We start from the raw sequence: 13879 nt of genomic DNA, 5'->3' as shown, positions 1-13879 counted from the left end.
CGCGCTAGTTTTAATGCTTGAGCGTATTTTGATAAAAACGCCATTCATCCTCTAGCATTTTTTCCAAATTACGTTTTGGCTGCCAGTGTAAATACTGTTGTGCCTTATCTACGACTGCACCTAATTGATCCAACTCAGGATATTCATAATGAATTGCAGGAACTGTAGCAATTTCCGCATCGGTGACTTCAGTGATACGTGAAAGTAACTGCTGAATTGACACCACATCTCCTGCAATATTAAAGGCTTCACAGCTATGTGTTTGTTCGAATAACCAATGCAGGCTTGCGATCACAGCTTCACAGACATCTAGTACATGCACAAAACTGCGTTCAGCGGTTTGATCTGCAGTATTGGCTTGCTGACGTAATTCAATTGCTTCACGCTGTTGTACTGCAACTTGCATCGCCAAAGGAATAATATTTTTAGGCAATGGTGCAACGACTTCGCCTAAAATGCCGTGTTCAAAAGCCCCTGCAATATTACTCAAGCGTAAAATGGCAATATTCCATTCGTGATCAGTTCTGAAAGTATCGCGGATGATTTCTTCGACCATCTGTTGAGATTTTACATAGGGATTGGGATAAGTGTAATTAAAGCTCTGGCTTTCTTCTAGATTCAATCCAGACTTTCCATAGACCGCTATACTTGAAAGATGCACCAAACGACGCACGCCTGTACGTTGCATAGAACGTAATAAACTCATAATACAACTGATGTTATCGTTATAATATTCGAGCGGTTTGAGCACTGACTCTTCTAAAGATTTAAACCCTGCACAATGCACCACTGCAGTAATCGAATATTGCTCAAAGACTTTGTTCAGCGCAGGCGTATTTCTTACATCCAGTTTGGCAAAAGGCACATAACGCCCTGTAATATATTCAAGTCGCTCTAAGGTCTGCATACTTGAATTGGATAAATTATCTACAATAATGACCTCTTGCCCTTGAGCCATTAGGCTTAATGCAATGTGTGAGCCTATAAAGCCTAAACCACCAGTCACTAAAATCATTTATACTACCTTTTTTACAAAGTCTAAATGCGCCTTGGCACATTGCATTAGTGAATTTTGATGAGCACCTTATTATTAATAACCTCCGCACCAACATCTATTCATGCATGGCATGCACTAGGTCTTGCTCAAGCCTTACAACAGAAAAGTGAAGCTTTTCGTGTGTTTTTTTATCAAGATGGCGTTGCTGTAGCGAATGAGTTGCAATGGGTACCAGATGATCAACGCAACCTCAAAACAGAATGGCAAAAATTGTCTATTCGTTTACCCGTATGTGTAAGTGCAGCACTGGCACGAGGTATTAGCGATGCGGACAATGCCAAACGCCATCAACTGAGCCAACACAATTTAGCCGCAGGCTTTGAATTAGTTGGCTTAGGCGAACTGGCTGATGCAGTGCAAAGCACAGAACGCCTGATTCAATTTTAAGCAATTCATTTTGTAAATCTGTTGCATTTAAAAGGTAAATTGTGTGAAAACTGTACTCGTGGTTTTACGTCAGGCCAATTTAAATAGCTTACAAGTGCATGAAAGCTTGTCTGCAACAATGGTACTGGCAACTTTTGGTTGTGAAGTCAAAGTGTTATTACAAGATGCGGCATTAAGCCTATTACAATCGGAACTGGCTTTTGATTCACTTAAACATGCCTTTAAAGTGGCATCCAACTTGGTCGATAGCTTTGAGTTTTACGACCTCAGCCCAATTTTGATTGAACATAAACATGTCAACTCGCCGTTTATCAAAAATACGGTACATGAAATTGAATGGGTGGAACTGAATCGGGAGCTGATTCAAACCTTTGATCGGGTTTTATATTGGTAAGCTGATCGCTGGTTTAACAGTTTAATTGATCATTTGACCATCTCTAAACATTTAAAGAGAAAAGCATGACTGACGCAAATTTATATTTAATCCAAGCAAGCTTTGATAGCACCGCGACAATTTTAGCTGAGCTAAATGCCCTGTACGCTCCGCAAGATAGCGTTGTAATGATGGGCGATGCTGTATTGCATCAACACCATCCACTCTGTGCCCAGCTAGACAAAATATATGTACTGGACAATGATGCAGAAATATTCAATGGTCATTTGGCAAAAAACGTACATCCGATTAATTATGCAACTTTTGCAACACTGTGTTTAGCACATCAGCGCTGTATCAGCTTAAAATAACAAACCATGATGATATGAAACCAATGCAAAGCATTTTTAACGGTGAATGAAACAAGAGATGACACTAGAATTAGATCAAGATGGACATTTGCTGGATTACACTGTCTGGAATGAACAAGTGGCACAAGAACTGGCGCAAAGTTTAGAACTCGAACTCACGGCTTGGCATTTTGAAGTTTTGCACGCTGTACGCCAATTTTATCAGCAATTTGGACACTCACCTGCAACCCGCCCTTTAATCAAATTTTTAATGAAAACTGTAAGCCCAGAAATTAACAATGCTGTTTTGCAGGAAAAATTTAATACAGGTTTAGTGGCGCGTCATTTAAGCCGTTTAGCGGGTATTCCTAAACCAGCGAACTGCTTATGACAAATTGTTGCTGGTTAATACGGTACTGATTTAGGCTTGTTTTAAATTCTGCTGTGCTTGGATGTACTGATAATACACTGAGGTAAAATGTGGCTTCACCTGTTTAGCATGCAGTTCTTCGCCACATTCTGAACATACCACGACAGGCTGAAACGTTTTAGCGCAATTTTTATGGATGTATTCCACAGGCTTACCTAAACCTTGATCCATCCATTTATCTGCCCAATTTGCCATAGACAGCATTAAGGGATAAAGCTCCAAGCCTTTTTCAGTCAATTTATATTCAAAACGTTCTTGACGATCTACATAAGGTACTTTGACTAAAATTTCATGTTCCACCAAACGCTTTAAACGATCCGACAATACATGCCGCGTGACGCCCAAATGTTGTTGAAAATCATCAAAGCGACGCATGCCCATAAAGGCATTACGAATAATCAGCATCGTCCAACGATCACCAATCACAGACAAAGTTCGTGCAATCGAACAAGGCTGCTCGCCAATATCATCCCATTTCATCTATGTCGCCTATCCTGCAGTTCACTACCTTCAAATTAAAAGATTCTACAGGCTTTGCAAAGTCAGTTTTGCATGAAAATGAATAAAAAATGAAGTATGACTTCACAATCCGCTTAAAAGGAATCCCAATTTTTTGGGTTTTATATGCCTGTATCTTCAGATTTACTATTTACTTATCAGGCAGATCACACTATTTAGATGTAGAACCTGCACAAAAAACTTGTTCGGTCATCCCTGAAGCCGTAAAACTGTTGTGCTGCTGTGCTAAATAACGCTTTGCCACCATTAACATCACAGGTGCAGGATACAAACTTGGATTGTGTTCGGAAATTTCAGCAATATTTTTATAGGCGTGATAGCGTGCGCAAAATGCCTGTTTTTGTTGTTGTGCTGTTGCTGAGCTAGCAGGATCATCCAATACTGTTTTGCTGTCATTCACAATTTGCGTGTATTGATTTAATAAGTCTTGATATTGCGTTTGAGTCAATCCATTGACTGCGTGTTGGATTGTAATAGGTGTAGATGATGCTTCAAGTGTCAACTGCTGTGCTTGAATACCTTGTGCCATTACGCTCAGACCTTGCAGTCCAAGCATCATGTACACCGATATTTTTGCCATGCTTGGCATACGCATAAGCTTAAGACGCATCGCCTTCTTTCCAGACATCTTCGTAGTCATCTGCATCAATCATAAAGCGGTAACCTTGCTCTAAAGCTAAGTATGGAAGCACATCGGGCAAAATATCTTGCAGCTCACGCACAGGCATGGTTTCAAAGTTCACTTCATCTTCACCCAATTCACCGCCATAAATATACCATGCGACTTTTTCTTCACCTTCTGGCGCTTTACGCAACCCCACAATTGGGTCTTTATTTAAGGTTTGGACTGCAACTGCGATAACATCATCGCCACTCACTGCAATATAGGCTGAACCAAACTCTTCACAGAGCAGTTTTTGTTCTTCGATCAGTTCTGCCAAGGCTGAGTTTTTTTGCTTTTGCTGTGGTTTAGACATGACAATTCTCTAAGATAAGCTGTGAGTATTCTAACGAGATTGTACGGATAGAGAATCTTTATTTTAATATTTCTGAGATTCTCTAATGAAGCGCAACGCATATGACATAAGTTTGAAATTACATAGCTGTGAAATATAACGCTACGCCCAAATGACCAGCATTGCTGCAAGCACGACCAATGCCAATCCCCAATGATCGGTACGGACGAGTTTTTCTTTAAAGAAATAGGCTGAAATAAGTAAGCTGAATAATATTTCAATTTGTCCGAGTGTTTTCACAATCGCTACAGTTTGCATACTCATGGCACTAAACCAACCCAGTGATGCTAAGAAACTGCAGACGCTCACTTTAAAAGTTAATCCCACCCGCTGCCACATGGCATACAAGGTATGTCGTCTAAATATGCCTAAATATGCCAATAAAATACAGCATTGAAAACCAATAACCCAAACCAAAACCCATGCAGCACGGTGAATAAACGGTAAGAATTCGAGTTCTAAACTGGCCTCACGTACTAAAAGTGACGTAACAGCAAAACTGAGTCCGCTGCCGATTCCAATGGCTAAAGTCCTGAATGAAAAATCACTACGTTGGCTGCCTTTACTCAGTAGAAATACCGCAATGCCGCCAATCGCAACGCCTAACCAAGCCAGTGCGCTTAAGTGTTCTTGTAGGAAAATCACGCCCACAATTGCAGCTAAAACTGCTTCACTTTTGGCAAGCCCGACACCTACTGCATAATTTTTTTGTTGAAACAGTTTTACCATTAAAGCCGTGGCTAAAATCTGACACACTGCTGCAATGATGATATACAGCCAAAACATCGAACTAAAATGTAGTTCGGCTTGAACAGGCTGTTGCCATTGTAAAATGCTTAAATACGCCAGTGCAAAAGGCAAGGCAAAAATAAAACGTGCCAAAGTCACGCCATAAACATCGACACTTGTGCTGAGTTGTTTTTGAAAGGCGTTGCGCCAAGCCTGCATAAATGCAGCCATTAAAGTAAAGAGTACCCAACTCGAAATCATTACAACCACAAATGCTTTACAAATAAATTATAATTTACGCCTATTGCGTTATTTTTGCGATATTTATTGCTTTTCAGTTATACGTTTATGATCGCTTTATCAACAAAAAAGCATTCATTAAAATTCAAATGAATGCTTTTCATATCATGAGGCGAGTTAGACGTGTTGTTATTGCAAAGACTGTTATAACTTATCTAAATTTATCACTACAGCTACGCCAATACAAAATAAAGCCACGTACACGGTAAACCAAATAATCATGTGCTTAAATGCTTTGTCTGAAATACTGCTATCGGCATATTTCTGTGGTTTGCGTGAGTTATCTTCTTGCATATCAACTCCAATCTAGCCAGATTTTGGGGAATATACCGATTATGCAAAATTTTAATACATTGCTGTAGATACAAAATATTCATTAAAAACTATAACAGTTTATTTTAGATATATGCCAATCTGTTATAAAGATTAAGTTTATTTAATGCTTTAAATCCAAAAATAGATCAAAATAATTAACAGCTGCAAAAAATGCTTGAGTCGTACCATGTATAAATCTGAACAATTGGCGTTAAACATTAGGCAACTTATTGAAAATGGTGCATGGAAAGCACATAGCAAGTTGCCTTCGTTAAGAGAACAATCACAAATCAGTGGTTATAGCTTAATGACCGTGCTAAATGCTTATCAAGAACTTGAAGCGCAGGGATTGGTATACGCCAAACAAAAGTCAGGCTTTTATGTCGCAGAGCGGCTCAATCAAACTGAGAGACCTGTACCAAGCAGTTTGAGTTTAAATGCACATATCCAAATGAACTCTTTGGTGTTTGGTTATTTAAAATCAATTCAATCTGCAGATGTCAGCCCTTTGGGTTCTGCCTTCCCCAATGCAGAATTGCTGTTTAACCCCAAGTTCATGCAAATTATAGCGCAGCATGCCAAGCGAAAAAGCAGTTATTTGAGCAATGACCATATGCCACCGGGCAATTATGAATTAAGAACTATCATTGCAAATCGCTACTGTTTGCAAGGCATACCCACCCATGCAAATGATATTGTCATTACATCAGGCGCATTAGATGCGCTCAATTTATCATTACAAGCGTTGACCAAACCCGGAGATTTTATTTTATTACAAGAAACTATTTTCTATGGTGCATGGCAAGCAGCTGAACGTCTTGGTTTACAGGTGATTACCATTCCAGAACACCCTGTTTCGGGTTTCGATTTAGAGTCATTTGAACAAGCCCTAAAACAATACCCGATTAAAGTCTGCTGGTTGATGTTGAATATTCATAACCCCATTGGCTTTAGTGTCAGAGATGAAATTAAGCAACGTATTGCCAGTTTGCTTGAAGAATATCAAGTGTATTTAATTGAGGATGATGTCTATCAAGAATTGTATTACGGGACGCAAAAACCGTTACCCATGAAGTATTTTGACCGACAACAACGCGTACTGCACTGCGCTTCTTTTTCTAAAACTTTGGGTTCTGCTGTGCGCGTTGGTTGGGTTTATGCAGGACAATTTTCCAATGCTATTCAGCATTTACAGCTCATGAGTACGGTTTCGGCAAGCCCATTACTGCAAAATACTTTGGTCGATTTTCTTTCACACCATCATTATGAAAAACATTTGCGTCAATTACGCAAACAACTGGAAAAACATAAAAAAGTGTTTTATCAGCAGTTGAAACAGCGCTTAAACCCAGCCTGCAAAATTCACTACTATTCTAGTGGTTACTTTTTATGGATTGAACTGCCTGCATATATAGATGGTTATACAATTTATGAGCAATTGATTCAAAAAAAGATTGGCATTGCGCCTAGTCAGTTGTTCCGTTCTGAACAGGTCAGCCAGAACTTTATTCGTTTAAACTGCTCTTTTGCTTGGACAGCAGAGATTGAACATGCGGTTACTGTACTTGCACAGGTGATTCAGCAGCACATCACTCAACACATACAAACACAAAATTATTCAGCCAATCACCCGACAATAAAAAAGAGCTGAGTTTTGGCTCAGCTCTTTTTTGGTTTATAGGACAATTTTAGAAGTTATAAATTGCGACTGCATTGATTCGGTTATCTTCACCTGTACGACCACTAATTGGTTGCTTAGTATCTTTATCTAAAGCAGGACCAAATGCTTCACGCTCACCATAAACATATTCAAGACCAAAGCTTAACGGTTTACGAGGGCTATAGAATAGGTTTGCCCAAGCTTGCCATAAGTTTTTATTGATCGTGCTTTTATCTGCTGTAGCTGCAATGTAGTCAGGGTCTTTGTCAAAACTCATATAACCATAACCCAAAGTACCGTGCACTTTGTCACTAAATTTTTGTGTAATACCCACCATAATTGAATCAAATTCACTTTGAATAAGATCACCATTTGCTTGAGCAACTACACCTTTGTTTGTAAATGACACAAAGCTGCTATCACCTTTAACATGGTAATAATCTGCTTTTAGGGTTGTACCAGGGACAACTTCATATTTTGCACCTACACCCACGCCCCATGCCATTTCCTCTTCAGAATTAACACGTTTTTCATGTCCCATCGCACGTACGCTGACATTTAAATTATCTGCAAATTGATGATTTAAACGCGCAGTTAATGCAGGTAAACGCTGGCTGATTGAACTGTCTTTAGGGTCTTCAGCTGCAACCACTAAATTGGTTTGTGGGCTAAACTTGGTTGTATAACGTACTTGAGGTGTACGTTTCACCGCACCACCTACAAATGCCAAAGCATCAATGGTTTCTGGCATATAGTCTGGAATCGCAAAGTTTGACCAAGTTTGACCAATTAACCAACTGCCGTAGTTCAAATAAGCATGGCGAATACGTAAGTTATCAAGGTTTGCTCCACCTAAGAAGTCAACTTCAATTTTACCTTTTATGTCTTGCTCACCCACTGGGCTTTTAAAGTCTAAACCTAAACGGGTTGCAGAAAGTGTCGATCTTAAACGATCACTTTGTTCATTATTGCCTTCAAGTGGTACGCCGTTAATTTGGTTATACGGCATATCTTTAGCACCACCTTCAACCTGATAAGACGCATCTAAACGCACATTACCATATAAGTTAAACTCAGCACCTTTGGCTGTTTTCAGAATCGGACTTGGGCTTGCTGAACTGCGTTGTACATTGGCAATTGCATTTGCTGTTTGCGTATTTTGTACTTTTTGCTGTTCTATCAGACCACGTAAAGCTTGAACTTCCTGTCTAAGTTGCTCAATTTCCGTTTGCTGTTGGGTCTGCGCCTGAGCTGCAACACTCATACCGCCCATACTCAATGCAATCATGCTCATCATGAGCGTGCGCTGCATTGTTGGTCGAACCGTTGTAGATTGAAAATTAAAAGATTGGGTTAATGTTTTCGCGTTCATCCTAAACTCGCTTGTTATTGTGCCATCAAATTCTAGCAACAGATCACCAACGCTTACGATGGCGATCTATATCATTGATGACTTTAGATTAATGAAAAGGTAAAGAAATTATTGGGCTGCTTTTTGTGCGACTGGATTGCTTTCTATAACAGGCTCCACAGCAGCTTTAGCTTCTACGGACGTTTTTAAATTCACCATGAAGATCGCTAAAGCAGCAATTACACCTGGAATCGCAATAGCAAAGAAGTTCATTTGGTGCGGTAAATTCATGGTTAACAGTGCACCTGTTAATACTGGCCCAACGATTGCACCGATTCGACCAATACCTGATGCCCAGCCCATACCTGTAGAACGAACAGTAGATGGGTAATATTGTGCGACAAAAGTATAAAGCAAGATTTGTGAACCAATGGTTGCTGCACCTGCAACTGCAATTAAGGTATACAACACAATTTGTGGACTGTTAAAGCCAAGCAGGATTAATGCTGCTGCACCACAGATAAACATAATGGTCACTACTTTTTTGATATGGAAGCGGTCAGCCAATGCACCCCCACCAATCGCACCAATCATGCCGCCAATGTTCAAGGCGAATAAGAAGATCATACTTGCACCAAGTGAGTAACCCGCTTGGATCATTAATTTTGGTAACCAACTGCCCAATGCATACACCATCAACAAGCACATGAAAAATGCGATCCAGAACATGAAAGTGCTGAACATACGGCCTTGCTGAAACAATGCTTTTACAGGTGCTTCATCGCCTTTAGTCACCTCATTCAGTACAAACTCAGTGTCACCATTTAATTGTTGGCTTGGTGAAATTTTTTGAACTATAGTGCGGGTTTGCTCAATTTCTTTCTTGTTGGTCAAATACATGAGTGACTCAGGCAAGAATTTCCAAATGAGCGGTAAAGCTACCAAAGGAATAATCGCGATGTAGAACATGATTTTCCAGCCAAATTGCGGCACTAACCATGCTCCCAATAGTGCAGACGTCATACCGCCAATTGCATAACCACTAAACATGAGCGCAACCAAGGTACTGCGAATACGCTTTGGCGCATATTCAGTCATTAATGCCACCACGTTTGGCATTACACCACCAATACCCAAGCCTGCTAAGAAACGTAAAATACCAAATTCAACAGGGTTAGTTGCAAATGCGCCAAGGAAGGTAAAACCACTAAAAATAGCCACACAGATCATAATGGTTTTTTTTCGGCCCAACTTGTCCGAAAGCGTACCAAAGGTCATGGCACCAAACATCATGCCAAATAATGCTGTACTGGCCAGTAAACCGGCTTGAACCGCACTGAGCGCCCACTCTTGCATAAGTAGTGGTAATGCAACTCCATAAATGACCAAATCGTAACCGTCAAAAATAATGATCATCAAACACCAAAACAAAACGCCCCAATGGAATGGCGTGAACTTGGCCTCGTCAATCAAGGTATTAATATTAATTTTATTGCTTTGCATCTTGCTTCACCTCCTAATTGTGAAGTCCGTTACTCCAACTCAGATGCACACAATGAATAATAAGTTAAAATTTGTCCAAAACTGAATAGGCATGGATACATACCCAAAAAGTCTAAAGCATTACAAAATATTGATTTTAAATAAATAAAAATAATAAGACTAAAAAAAATACTGTGATGTGATGCTTAAAAAAGTTTTTTCATGCAATTCACATAACAGTATTTTGTTGAAAATATCTGTGCTTTTATATAAAAAAATATAGTTGTAAGTATTTGTTTTATATAATTTCATTAGAATGCATTGCGATCATAAGTGACTGCTTCCAAATCATAGACTTGATAAATGCAGTCAAACAAAGATCGAATATCTTCACTTTCATCCATATTACGAATTGCCATAAATATAGGACTTACAGCCGAATTATCTAATAAAGGTATAAAGTGTAAATGTGCCAAATGAATATTTTGAGCGCTTTCTGGGACGATACACACGCCTTCACCTGCAGCAACAAAACCCAATGCCAATTGTAATTCACGCACTTCACGAATTTTTCGAGGCTCTAAACCATGCTCAGAAAACACGCTACGAATTTGTGTAGAGAAATTTGGCTTATTGTGGTTTGGATATAAAAATAGTTGTTGATCAACAACATCTGCCAAAAACACACCTTCTTTTTGTGCCGCAAACGGGTGGCTAGAATGGACTGCAACCATCAAGCGTTCTTCACGTAATAAAATACGTTTAACTGCAGGATCAGAAATTCTTAAACGTCCAAAACCAACATCTATACGCCCTTCTTTAAGTGCTTGAATTTGGTCATTGGTGGTCATTTCCACCATTTCTATTTTTAAATGCGGATGCTGCTGCTTAAACAAATACACAATTCTTGATAATAATCCGAACAATAAAGAACCAACGAAGCCAATCGTCACGGTACGGTCAGCAATACCGACACGTTTTGTCATCGACTTAATTTCTTCCGCATTAGACAAAAGTTTAACGGCATGTTGATAAAAGAATTGCCCTGCCTCGGTGGTCTTAAGCGGTCTGCTTCCACGCTCGAATAGTTGAATTCCAAGCTCTTGTTCTAAATTTTGGATCTGTCTGCTCAAAGGTGGTTGAGCAATAAAGAGTTTTTCTGCTGCCTTGGTGAAACTTTGCTCTTCTACAACAGCAACAAAATAACGTAAATGTCTGAGTTCCATGGCTAAATATACCTTTAAAGTATAAAAAAATGCAAATTTGATCTTAGACCAATTTAATTTATTCTTTTAAGGTATATCACAAGATGTAATAAAGCAATGACATGAAGGGCAAACCATGTATAAGTCAGTAGAAACTTTGCTGCTGGAAATACCAACCATCCGTCCACACAAGATGGCGGTTGCAACCATGCAAACCCAAACTCTGGTATTAGTCAAAATCACCACTGAAGATGGTTTTGTTGGCTGGGGCGAAGCAACCACGATTGGTGGCTTGGGCTATGGTGAAGAAAGCCCAGAAAGCGTAAAAACCAATATCGAAAAATATTTCGCACCATTGCTAAAAACTTTAGCTGGCTTGAATGTTGCGCAAACTCTACAGATCATTAAAAAGAATATCAATGGTAACCGTTTCGCGAAGTGTGCCATTCAAACTGCATTGTTAGATATCAAAGCACAACGCTTAAACCAACCTTTAAGTGAAATTTTAGGTGGTCGCCTACGCAACTCGGTTCCTGTTTTATGGGTACTTGCATCTGGCGATACAGAAAAAGACATTGCAGAAGCACAAAAAATGATTGCGAGTAAACGTCACAACACATTCAAGCTCAAAATCGGTTCACGCCCAGTAGAGCAAGATGTTGAACACGTTCTGGCAATCAAAAAAGCATTAGGCAAAGACGTTTCTATTCGTGTAGACGTAAACCGTGCTTGGTCAGAGCTTGAAGCAATTAAAGGCATCCAGCTTTTACAAGATGGCGGTGTCGACTTAATTGAACAACCATGCGCAATTGACAACATTGATGCCATGCAGCGTTTAACGCGCAAATTTGATATTGCCATCATGGCAGATGAATCATTGATGGGCCCACAAACTGCTTATCAATTGGCAAAACGTCATGCTGCATCTGTGTTTGCAGTGAAAGTTGCCCAATCTGCTGGTCTGATTGAAGGCTGTGAAGTAGCAACAATTGCACAATTGGCAGGCATCGACCTTTATGGCGGCACCATGCTTGAAGGTCCTGTAGGCACGATTGCATCTGCGCATGTGTTCTCGACCTTCCAGAATTTAGCGTATGGCACAGAATTATTTGGTCCGTTATTACTGACCGAAGAAATTTTAAAAACGCCACTTCAGTACCAAGACTTTGAGTTACACCTACCAACAGGTGCGGGTTTAGGCATTGAGTTGGATGAAGACAAAATTGACAACTTGCGTCGTCAGTAATTAGGAGAAACCCATGCTTTTCCACGTACGTATGGATGTAAACATTCCTTTGGATATGCCTGCAGAAACTGCTAACGAAATTAAAGCCGTTGAAAAAGCATATTCACAGGAATTACAGCGTCAAGGTAAATGGCGTCATATTTGGCGTATTACTGGCCAGTATTCAAACATCAGTATTTTTGATGTCGAGAGCAACGAAGAACTTCACAACATTTTACAAGGTCTTCCGCTCTACCCTTACATGAATATTGAAGTGATGCCATTAAACCGTCATCCATCTTCAGTTCGAGATGATGACAGTTAATTAAGTACCGGATCAGGAATCAAAAGATTCCCCTTCCAAAAAAACAAACAGAGAGTACTGCAACAAGGATTGTGGCCAGCCAAATTTAGCCAGCCGATAAAGCTAAAGATGCGCCACTAAAATATGAAAAACATACTTTAAGGAGCAATAGTATGAACCGCCAAGAAATTGATGCGTTAGTAAAGAAAATGAACGTCGATACTGCGACTGGTCCGGTAGATGAGCGTGTACAACAGATTGTTGTGCGCTTGTTAGGTGACCTGTTCCAGGCGATTGAAGATCTTGATATTTCTCAAACTGAGCTTTGGAAAGGTCTGGAATACTTTACAGATGCGGGCCAAGCAAATGAGCTAGGTCTATTAGCTGCAGGCTTGGGTTTAGAGCACTTCCTAGACTTGCGTGCAGATGAAGCTGATGCTAAAGCAGGCATCACAGGTGGTACACCACGTACCATTGAAGGCCCACTTTATGTAGCAGGCGCACCTGAATCAGTTGGCTTTGCACGTATGGATGATGGTTCTGAAGAAGGTAAAATCCCGACGCTGATCATCGAAGGTACTGTAACTGATACCGAAGGCAATATTATTGAAGGCGCTAAAGTTGAAGTTTGGCACGCCAACAGCTTGGGTAACTACTCATTCTTTGATAAGTCACAGTCTGACTTCAACCTGCGTCGCTCTATTTTCAGTGACCAAGATGGAAAATATGTGGCACTGACTACAATGCCAGTTGGTTATGGTTGCCCACCAGAAGGGACTACTCAGTTCGTACTGGACAAATTAGGCCGTCATGGTAACCGCCCATCTCATGTGCACTATTTCGTATCTGCACCGGGTTACCGCAAACTGACGACTCAATTCAACATTGAAGGTGACAAATATCTGTGGGATGACTTTGCATTCGCTACACGTGAAGGCCTAGTTGCAACCGCTGTTGACGTAACTGATGAAGCTGAAATTGCACGCCGTGGCCTGAAGGGTCCTTTCAAACACATCCAGTTCGATATTGAACTTGTGAAAGAGAAAGAAAACGCGCCTAGCACTGAAGTTGAACGTCGTCGCGCAAGCGCTTAATTCCAAAAAGGAAAGCGGGATGTGTCTTGAATCTGAATCAGGCACCTCCCGATTGACTGCCCCTCCTTGGACAGCCGGAGAA

Annotated in this window: 17 protein-coding genes; 8 read left to right on the top strand and 9 right to left on the bottom strand. The window is 40.2% G+C overall.

Going from position 1 to position 13879, the window contains the following annotated elements:
* Positions 1 to 10 precede the first annotated feature (10 nt).
* Positions 11 to 1015, bottom strand: a complete 1005-nt coding sequence (locus tag AC0T5Z_RS06700; RefSeq protein ID WP_435337202.1) for an SDR family NAD(P)-dependent oxidoreductase — start codon at positions 1013 to 1015, stop codon at positions 11 to 13.
* 60 nt (positions 1016 to 1075) lie between these two features.
* Here AC0T5Z_RS06700 and tusD point away from each other — a divergent pair, with 60 nt between their 5' ends.
* The 4 genes from tusD (at position 1076) to AC0T5Z_RS06680 (ending at position 2558) form a co-directional block, all read left to right on the top strand.
* Entirely contained in the window at positions 1076 to 1444 is a 369-nt protein-coding gene (gene tusD, locus AC0T5Z_RS06695; RefSeq protein ID WP_291337740.1) for a sulfurtransferase complex subunit TusD, read from the top strand.
* 43 nt (positions 1445 to 1487) lie between these two features.
* Positions 1488 to 1838 (top strand): hypothetical protein, encoded by a 351-nt coding sequence (locus AC0T5Z_RS06690; protein ID WP_291337737.1) that lies wholly within the window; start codon positions 1488 to 1490, stop codon positions 1836 to 1838.
* Positions 1839 to 1903: 65 nt separating this feature from the next.
* Positions 1904 to 2188, top strand: coding sequence for a DsrH/TusB family sulfur metabolism protein (locus AC0T5Z_RS06685; protein WP_435337201.1), 285 nt, complete (start codon positions 1904 to 1906; stop codon positions 2186 to 2188).
* A gap of 58 nt (positions 2189 to 2246) precedes the next feature.
* Positions 2247 to 2558: a TusE/DsrC/DsvC family sulfur relay protein gene (locus AC0T5Z_RS06680; RefSeq protein WP_026438386.1), complete on the top strand. Its 312-nt coding sequence runs from the start codon at positions 2247 to 2249 to the stop codon at positions 2556 to 2558.
* Positions 2559 to 2588: 30 nt separating this feature from the next.
* Here the strand turns inward: AC0T5Z_RS06680 and AC0T5Z_RS06675 are convergent, their stop codons facing one another.
* The 5 genes from AC0T5Z_RS06675 to AC0T5Z_RS06655 form a co-directional block, all read right to left on the bottom strand.
* Positions 2589 to 3077 (bottom strand): winged helix-turn-helix transcriptional regulator, encoded by a 489-nt coding sequence (locus tag AC0T5Z_RS06675; protein ID WP_435337200.1) that lies wholly within the window; start codon positions 3075 to 3077, stop codon positions 2589 to 2591.
* A 190-nt stretch (positions 3078 to 3267) separates the two neighbouring features.
* Positions 3268 to 3726 (bottom strand): hypothetical protein, encoded by a 459-nt coding sequence (locus tag AC0T5Z_RS06670; RefSeq protein ID WP_435337199.1) that lies wholly within the window; start codon positions 3724 to 3726, stop codon positions 3268 to 3270.
* Positions 3716 to 4093 (bottom strand): immunity protein Imm33 domain-containing protein, encoded by a 378-nt coding sequence (locus AC0T5Z_RS06665; RefSeq protein ID WP_291337729.1) that lies wholly within the window; start codon positions 4091 to 4093, stop codon positions 3716 to 3718. Before AC0T5Z_RS06665 ends, AC0T5Z_RS06670 begins: the two co-directional genes overlap by 11 nt.
* A gap of 141 nt (positions 4094 to 4234) precedes the next feature.
* Positions 4235 to 5122 (bottom strand): DMT family transporter, encoded by an 888-nt coding sequence (locus tag AC0T5Z_RS06660; protein ID WP_291337727.1) that lies wholly within the window; start codon positions 5120 to 5122, stop codon positions 4235 to 4237.
* Positions 5123 to 5305: 183 nt separating this feature from the next.
* A complete protein-coding gene (locus tag AC0T5Z_RS06655; RefSeq protein WP_019837564.1) occupies positions 5306 to 5455 on the bottom strand; it encodes a hypothetical protein in 150 nt (49 codons plus the stop codon).
* A 208-nt stretch (positions 5456 to 5663) separates the two neighbouring features.
* Between AC0T5Z_RS06655 and AC0T5Z_RS06650 the strand changes: the two genes are divergently transcribed.
* Positions 5664 to 7127, top strand: a complete 1464-nt coding sequence (locus AC0T5Z_RS06650) for an aminotransferase-like domain-containing protein (protein WP_435337198.1) — start codon at positions 5664 to 5666, stop codon at positions 7125 to 7127.
* 37 nt (positions 7128 to 7164) lie between these two features.
* Here the strand turns inward: AC0T5Z_RS06650 and AC0T5Z_RS06645 are convergent, their stop codons facing one another.
* The 3 genes from AC0T5Z_RS06645 to AC0T5Z_RS06635 form a co-directional block, all read right to left on the bottom strand.
* Positions 7165 to 8508, bottom strand: coding sequence for a DcaP family trimeric outer membrane transporter (locus tag AC0T5Z_RS06645; RefSeq protein WP_435337197.1), 1344 nt, complete (start codon positions 8506 to 8508; stop codon positions 7165 to 7167).
* Positions 8509 to 8616: 108 nt separating this feature from the next.
* Complete coding sequence (locus tag AC0T5Z_RS06640; RefSeq protein WP_435337196.1) at positions 8617 to 9990, bottom strand: MFS transporter; 1374 nt, start codon at positions 9988 to 9990, stop codon at positions 8617 to 8619.
* A 290-nt stretch (positions 9991 to 10280) separates the two neighbouring features.
* Complete coding sequence (locus AC0T5Z_RS06635; RefSeq protein ID WP_435337195.1) at positions 10281 to 11195, bottom strand: LysR substrate-binding domain-containing protein; 915 nt, start codon at positions 11193 to 11195, stop codon at positions 10281 to 10283.
* A 115-nt stretch (positions 11196 to 11310) separates the two neighbouring features.
* Here AC0T5Z_RS06635 and AC0T5Z_RS06630 point away from each other — a divergent pair, with 115 nt between their 5' ends.
* The 3 genes from AC0T5Z_RS06630 (at position 11311) to catA (ending at position 13797) form a co-directional block, all read left to right on the top strand.
* Positions 11311 to 12420, top strand: a complete 1110-nt coding sequence (locus AC0T5Z_RS06630) for a muconate/chloromuconate family cycloisomerase (protein WP_291337714.1) — start codon at positions 11311 to 11313, stop codon at positions 12418 to 12420.
* 13 nt (positions 12421 to 12433) lie between these two features.
* On the top strand, positions 12434 to 12724 hold the full coding sequence (gene catC, locus AC0T5Z_RS06625) for a muconolactone Delta-isomerase (RefSeq protein WP_435337194.1): 291 nt from the start codon (positions 12434 to 12436) through the stop codon (positions 12722 to 12724).
* 152 nt (positions 12725 to 12876) lie between these two features.
* A complete protein-coding gene (gene catA, locus AC0T5Z_RS06620) occupies positions 12877 to 13797 on the top strand; it encodes a catechol 1,2-dioxygenase (RefSeq protein WP_291337709.1) in 921 nt (306 codons plus the stop codon).
* Positions 13798 to 13879: the final 82 nt, after the last annotated feature.

It is taken from the genome of Acinetobacter pengchengensis, assembly GCF_982235305.1.
The sequence above is the reverse complement of the archived record's forward strand: the minus strand, read 5'-3'. Positions and strand labels throughout refer to the sequence as shown.

Coding starts and splice junctions, on each gene's coding strand:
- AC0T5Z_RS06700 (WP_435337202.1), bottom strand. CDS start 1,015: ATGATTTTAGTGACTGGTGGTTTAGGCTTTATAGGCTCACACATTGCA.
- tusD (WP_291337740.1), top strand. CDS start 1,076: ATGAGCACCTTATTATTAATAACCTCCGCACCAACATCTATTCATGCA.
- catA (WP_291337709.1), top strand. CDS start 12,877: ATGAACCGCCAAGAAATTGATGCGTTAGTAAAGAAAATGAACGTCGAT.
- AC0T5Z_RS06665 (WP_291337729.1), bottom strand. CDS start 4,093: ATGTCTAAACCACAGCAAAAGCAAAAAAACTCAGCCTTGGCAGAACTG.
- AC0T5Z_RS06680 (WP_026438386.1), top strand. CDS start 2,247: ATGACACTAGAATTAGATCAAGATGGACATTTGCTGGATTACACTGTC.
- AC0T5Z_RS06640 (WP_435337196.1), bottom strand. CDS start 9,990: ATGCAAAGCAATAAAATTAATATTAATACCTTGATTGACGAGGCCAAG.
- AC0T5Z_RS06685 (WP_435337201.1), top strand. CDS start 1,904: ATGACTGACGCAAATTTATATTTAATCCAAGCAAGCTTTGATAGCACC.
- AC0T5Z_RS06645 (WP_435337197.1), bottom strand. CDS start 8,508: ATGAACGCGAAAACATTAACCCAATCTTTTAATTTTCAATCTACAACG.
- AC0T5Z_RS06660 (WP_291337727.1), bottom strand. CDS start 5,122: ATGATTTCGAGTTGGGTACTCTTTACTTTAATGGCTGCATTTATGCAG.
- AC0T5Z_RS06670 (WP_435337199.1), bottom strand. CDS start 3,726: ATGCGTCTTAAGCTTATGCGTATGCCAAGCATGGCAAAAATATCGGTG.
- AC0T5Z_RS06635 (WP_435337195.1), bottom strand. CDS start 11,195: ATGGAACTCAGACATTTACGTTATTTTGTTGCTGTTGTAGAAGAGCAA.
- AC0T5Z_RS06655 (WP_019837564.1), bottom strand. CDS start 5,455: ATGCAAGAAGATAACTCACGCAAACCACAGAAATATGCCGATAGCAGT.
- AC0T5Z_RS06630 (WP_291337714.1), top strand. CDS start 11,311: ATGTATAAGTCAGTAGAAACTTTGCTGCTGGAAATACCAACCATCCGT.
- catC (WP_435337194.1), top strand. CDS start 12,434: ATGCTTTTCCACGTACGTATGGATGTAAACATTCCTTTGGATATGCCT.
- AC0T5Z_RS06650 (WP_435337198.1), top strand. CDS start 5,664: ATGTATAAATCTGAACAATTGGCGTTAAACATTAGGCAACTTATTGAA.
- AC0T5Z_RS06675 (WP_435337200.1), bottom strand. CDS start 3,077: ATGAAATGGGATGATATTGGCGAGCAGCCTTGTTCGATTGCACGAACT.